General features: G+C 37.1%; 7 protein-coding genes. 4 read left to right on the top strand and 3 right to left on the bottom strand.

Features of this window, described 5'->3' with window-relative positions; all coding sequences use genetic code 11:
* The first annotated feature begins 160 nt into the window (after positions 1–160).
* Positions 161–1120 carry a ribose 1,5-bisphosphate isomerase gene (locus ACUVXA_RS15585; protein WP_445872205.1) on the top strand — a complete coding sequence of 320 codons (960 nt, stop codon included), beginning with the start codon at positions 161–163 and terminating at the stop codon, positions 1118–1120.
* A gap of 467 nt (positions 1121–1587) precedes the next feature.
* Complete coding sequence (locus ACUVXA_RS15580; RefSeq protein WP_445872204.1) at positions 1588–2364, top strand: geranylgeranylglyceryl/heptaprenylglyceryl phosphate synthase; 777 nt, start codon at positions 1588–1590, stop codon at positions 2362–2364.
* 188 nt (positions 2365–2552) lie between these two features.
* Here the strand turns inward: ACUVXA_RS15580 and ACUVXA_RS15575 are convergent, their stop codons facing one another.
* The gene (locus tag ACUVXA_RS15575; RefSeq protein ID WP_445872203.1) at positions 2553–3335 is read right to left on the bottom strand and encodes a PAC2 family protein; all 783 of its coding nucleotides are present in this window, start codon (positions 3333–3335) and stop codon (positions 2553–2555) included.
* A gap of 111 nt (positions 3336–3446) precedes the next feature.
* Between ACUVXA_RS15575 and tmk the strand changes: the two genes are divergently transcribed.
* A complete protein-coding gene (tmk, locus tag ACUVXA_RS15570; protein ID WP_445872202.1) occupies positions 3447–4037 on the top strand; it encodes a dTMP kinase in 591 nt (196 codons plus the stop codon).
* A 189-nt stretch (positions 4038–4226) separates the two neighbouring features.
* Here tmk and ACUVXA_RS15565 read toward each other — a convergent pair whose 3' ends face one another.
* Positions 4227–4601, bottom strand: a complete 375-nt coding sequence (locus ACUVXA_RS15565) for a roadblock/LC7 domain-containing protein (protein WP_445872201.1) — start codon at positions 4599–4601, stop codon at positions 4227–4229.
* A gap of 387 nt (positions 4602–4988) precedes the next feature.
* The gene (locus ACUVXA_RS15560) at positions 4989–5165 is read right to left on the bottom strand and encodes a hypothetical protein (protein ID WP_445872200.1); all 177 of its coding nucleotides are present in this window, start codon (positions 5163–5165) and stop codon (positions 4989–4991) included.
* Between the two features lie 26 nt (positions 5166–5191).
* Here ACUVXA_RS15560 and ACUVXA_RS15555 point away from each other — a divergent pair, with 26 nt between their 5' ends.
* Positions 5192–5419, top strand: coding sequence for a hypothetical protein (locus tag ACUVXA_RS15555; protein WP_445872199.1), 228 nt, complete (start codon positions 5192–5194; stop codon positions 5417–5419).
* Positions 5420–5450: the final 31 nt, after the last annotated feature.

The raw sequence follows: 5450 nt of genomic DNA, 5'->3' as shown, positions 1-5450 counted from the left end.
GCAATACTCCAACCTTTCGGTTAAAATTGCACAAAAGACTTTTTACGCCCTTTAAATTTTTCCACATGATTATTTCTCCTGATTTGGAAAAGTACAAAGGGTAATAATACTATAAAAAATCCAAAAATAAAATTACATTAGATTAGATGGGGTTGATTCGATGTTTCCAGATGAGGTAAATCAAATAGCGAGAGATATAGAGTCCATGAGGATAAGAGGAGCGGGAAACATTGCCAGAGCAGCTGTTAAAACGCTTAGAATAACAGTTCAGAATTCAAAAGCGGGTAGTGTTCAAGAACTCCTAGAAGAATTGAGAAATACCGCTCAAATGGTTATTGGCATTCGTCCCACAGCAGTTTCTCTTCCAAATGGTATTCGGTTTGTTTCTAAAAGGGTAAATGATGAATTAAAAAGAAACCCTACTTTGGAGGAATTAAAAGAAATTGTGGAGAAAGCGGTTAAAGAGTTTATTGTGAACTCGGAAAGAGCAGTACTGCGTATAGGAGAAATAGGATCAAAAAGAATAAGGAACGGAGATGTGTTATTAACACATTGTAATAGCGCAGCAGCTCTATCTGTTATTTTAACTGCAGCTCACCAGAATAAGGATATTAAGGTTTTTGCCACAGAAACCAGACCTAGATTTCAGGGCCATATCACATGCAAAATTTTGAGAGACGCAGGAATAGACGTCACTCTCATAGTTGATAGCGCTATCCGACTCTACATGAATAAGGTAAACACTACCATAGTAGGTGCTGACGCCATTTCTTCAAATGGTGCTCTGGTTAACAAAATTGGCACTTCTACTGTAGCCCTGGTAGCTAAAGAAGCGAGAACCCTCTTTTTTGTAGCCACTGAAACTTATAAATTTAGTCCTGAAACCATGATCGGTGAGCTGATTGAGATAGAAGAGAGAGATATAGAAGAAGTAATTGACAGAGAAGAATTGGAAAAAATCGGAAATCCTAAAGTTCTAAATCCCGCCTTTGATATCACTCCCTCACAATACATAGATCTTATAATCACCGAAAAGGGGATAATTCCACCTCAGGCAGCTTTTACTATTCTTCAAGACGAATTTGGCTGGGTAAGTGGATTAAAAGAACACCTATTCTAAAAAAGTTCATACTTTAACTGTTTATGTATATTTTATGCTTTTCATAGGTTGAATGCTTTATGAGACATTTAGTTAATTATTTGCTTTTACGTTAAATGCAATTTAATGATTTGATTTGGAAAATTTAAAAATATTATTAGAGTTCAGCAATAATAGAGATACCAAATTTTCGAAAAATCGAGTTTAAATAAAAAAGATTGTAGTAATAAGGGCGATGTAGTTTCGTTCGATTCTGCCTCAAAAAGGAGCTTTTATAGAGCTTATTTTCCAATTTAGAACCCAAAAATAAGGGGTAGAATCGGGCGAATCTACATTACCTAGTAATAAGAAAGGTAAAATTTTTAAATAGCTATTTAGACTAGTCTATAATCCCCTACTCTATCAATTTTGGTTTGCGACTATTTATTTAATTATGATTAATTTACAAAAAATATTAAAAAATAGTAATCTGTAAAGAAGGCATAGCAATGGCAAAAATAAAAGTATGGGATTATTTGATGGACAAAATTAATAACGATTCAGCAGTTCACTTGACATTGGTAGATCCCGATCCGATTAAACAAACAGCTCAGGAAGCAGGTATAATAGCAAAGTATGCTACCGAAGCGGGGACCGACGCATTTATGGTTGGAGGATCAACCGCTTTCGGAATTTTGGATGAAACAATTAGAGAAATTAAGAACCAAACGGATTTACCTGTAATACTTTTTCCGGGAAATGTTGCCGGAATTTCTAAATACGCAGATGCAGTTTTTTTTATGAGTGTTTTAAACTCCAGAAACCCATACTACATCATACGAGCCCAATTAACCGGGGCTCAAGCCGTTAAAATGTTTGATCTTGAACCCATCAGTATGGGGTATTTAATTTTGGAGCCTGGCGGCACTGCTGGATATATAAGTGAAGCACAGCTTATTCCCCGCAACAAACCGCAGATAGCCGCTGCGTATGCTCTTGCGGCCCAGTATATTGGTTTCAAATTAGTTTATCTAGAGGGAGGATCTGGAGTGGACCGCGAAGTACCTTTGGAAATGATCTCAATGGTGTCCTCACTAATTGATATACCGCTAATAGTAGGGGGTGGCTTAGAAACACCAGAACAGGTAACCGCAGTAGTTCGTGCAGGTGCTGAAATGGTTGTTCAAGGAACATTCGTAGAAAAAACTGTTTTGAGCGATAATGGAGCAAAACTAACAAAGATAATCAAAGCGATGAAGAAAGAAGCAAAAGCTAAAAGTAATTAAATAGTAAAAGAGGGGGATAAAAAGTATCAAGTCCACTTTCCAGACATTGATAGACAATATTTTAATAATATTTCCCATGAAAAACTAAAGATTTTCATAATTTGTCTAAAACGCGCAAGCGTATGAAGGTTTGCTATGAAAAACTTGATATTTTCATATTTTGTCTAAGAAGCGAAGCTTATGTAGGTTTAGCTGATATATTCAGGCCTTTTCTCTTCTTTGGACCTTGTTCCTTTTTCAGTTATTTTTCCAGCGGTATCCCATTGGAGTTTTGTTTCACGTTCCAGGGAAGATAAATCGATTTTTAAACCAGGTTTATCACTTAATACTTTCAAAAGAGCGTATGATGCTGCAATATCGTGGTTAAGCATTTTACAGGATTCTGAGAGTAGAATTACACCGTCTATATCGTATAAGCTTTTAGAAATAACTGGAACTATTCCGTTCATACCAATTACAATCCCTTCTTTAAGAACATTCACGTTTTCCAATTGGCTATAGGATTCTACCAAGTCTTTAGAAGTTGCTGTAACGTATACTTTTGGGTTTCTTTTTAGGGAGGTCAAAGGTTTGGCTGCTAGGGATATGATCATTGTTACGCCTAAATCATTTAGGGTATTTGCGATATACTTTGATAAAACGTTCATACCAATGTTGGAGGTTGGCTGAGTATCTGAGGTTAGCAGTAACACATCTCGCCTTAGTGATATGTCTTTATAATGGAGTAATTCGATTTTGGATACAGCAAGACACCCGTCCGAGTTCACCTTTACTTGTGACGGAAAATCAGAGAAGTAAATTTCCATAATTCTTTTGGGTTGGAATTGTTTTCTTATAAGGTCTAGGGCGCCTTTCCCTGCGTTAGCTATACCGGGCATCCCCTGAACGCATAAAGTTTTATTTAGTTTTTTTGGGTCAATTTGTTGCATTTTCTTCGTGGTTATGTTAAATTTGTCTTCCTGTACGGTCAATTTGAATCATCTACTTTCGTTTTAAGCCTTAGAATATTTTCTGAATAACAAAATTAATTTGTATGATAATGTTTACAAATTTTAATGTTTTCTTTATTTGGAGATGACCCCATGAAAAAGGGAAAATTCATTGTTTTAGAAGGAATTGATGGCTCTGGGACAACCACTCATTCTAATAAGTTAGCGAATTGGATAAGAAGTAAAAATTTAGAAGTTATGGTAACGGAAGAACCAACAGTCGGAGCTATTGGTAAGATAATTCGTAAATACCTGTTCTCGGGTGAGGGCTCCCCTCCAGTTCATGCACTTCTTTTTGCAGCAGACAGGGCAGAGCATACGGAAAAAGTGATAAAACCCTCAATTATTAGTGGAATAATTGTAATTTCTGATCGTTATGTTGAATCATCAATAGTGTACCAAGCTGCCGAGGGACTAGATATTGAATGGATTGAGGCAATCAATAAATTTGCAATTGAACCAGATTTAACGATTTTTTTGGACGTAGATCCTGGCATAGCTCTAGCCAGAAAAAGAGAAGTTAGAGAAAAATTTGAGAATATTGAATTTTTGAAAGAAGTGCGTCGAATCTATTTGGAAAGAATTCGGGTTAAAAATTTTCCGGTGATAGATGCTAGTAGGCCCATTGAAGTTGTTCATGAAGATATAGTGAGGTGTGTTGAATCATTTCTTTTTAAAACGTAGTATTTATAGGTTTGGAAAACAGAGGAATATATTGGCGATGAAGATGAGTCCGTCTGACTTGGGGATGAAGAACGATTCGGGCGGTCTGAGCCTCTAAATCATCAAACATTTTTGGTTGAACAATATTTTACTCTAAAAGAAGATTTCTCGAAGAAATAGGTTTAAAATCAGTTTTTAAAAATATTTCATTTACTCCTCGGAGAGTAGCTCTCCTATTCTGGCTGAAATTTTTTTAAGCACCATAAAAATTAATCCCAAGTTAGCGTCATTTTTGGCAAGAACTGTAATAATGGCGCTTATTCCCGCTCCCTTAATAATTATGTACCCTTGATCTCCCTGCATTGTAATTTGTTGCAGATTTCCACGAACCAGTTCTTGTGAAGCGCGTTCACCAACACTGAGAATAGCAGCAGTCATGGCTGCAACAACACTTTCATCTACTTCAGAAGGCATTGCAGATGCTATAGGTAAACCCTGCACACTAACCACGGCGCTTGCCTCGATTCCAGGGGTATTTGCCTCCATTTCTCTTATTAAACCAGTTATTTCGTCAATTTTCGACAATTTCAATCACTACGGATTTAATTATTGGACAATATTTTCTGTCCTCGAATCGGCTATAAATTTAACCTATCGTTACCTTTTTTTCGCTTTCCAATATTAAGTTTAAATAAGTTTTAAATCGAGAATAATTACATATTTTACTATATTTCTATTGGATTTTTTACTCATTAACTTTTTGTTTCGAGAATATTATAATCCTATTAAATAATAGACGGAGGGGAATAATTTAATAATTTGGTTGTGTCTGCTAATCGGTTAACTTTTTTTGGGGATCTTGGGCCCCTCCTATGTTATATGTTATAATAATAAAACAATGGAGGGGGACCCAATCATATCCCTAAATGGGGAAATACAGGTTACAGGGGATTTAAGTCAAGTCTTATCCCCCTATCCCGAAGCTTGGACGAAGCCAACCTGAACAAAGAATTCCTCAAAGCAATACTGGAGAAGACGCAAGACCAGCTGATAGATGAGCTGTGTGGCAAGAAGTACGCCCGAAACACGGACAAGAAGTTCAAAGAGAGCAGGAACCACCCAGAGAACCCTGGTAACCAGGTACGGCACGATAAATAAAGTTCAAGCTGGTCAAGGTGAAGTCGCTGGAGAATGGAACCATACTACTACGACCCTTCCTACTCTACTTGGGATTAGAGCCCCGAAAGAGAGTTGTCGACGACCTGGACTTCGAATGCGCCGAGTTGGCAACCCTACTCACCTACCGGGACTCCCAAACAGTCATTAAGGAACCCCAACCAAAGCCGAAGTTCCCAAGCACCGCATACACTCTTACGTCCAAAACAGTATCCCCGCTTTGTTAGTCTAGTATCATATTTTTCAACTCCTCGGTTT

It is taken from the genome of Candidatus Jordarchaeum sp. (genome assembly GCF_052745115.1).
Note: the sequence above shows the minus strand (reverse complement) of the source record. Positions and strands in the feature narration are given on the sequence as shown.

Coding starts and splice junctions, on each gene's coding strand:
- ACUVXA_RS15585 (WP_445872205.1), top strand. CDS start 161: ATGTTTCCAGATGAGGTAAATCAAATAGCGAGAGATATAGAGTCCATG.
- ACUVXA_RS15580 (WP_445872204.1), top strand. CDS start 1,588: ATGGCAAAAATAAAAGTATGGGATTATTTGATGGACAAAATTAATAAC.
- tmk (WP_445872202.1), top strand. CDS start 3,447: ATGAAAAAGGGAAAATTCATTGTTTTAGAAGGAATTGATGGCTCTGGG.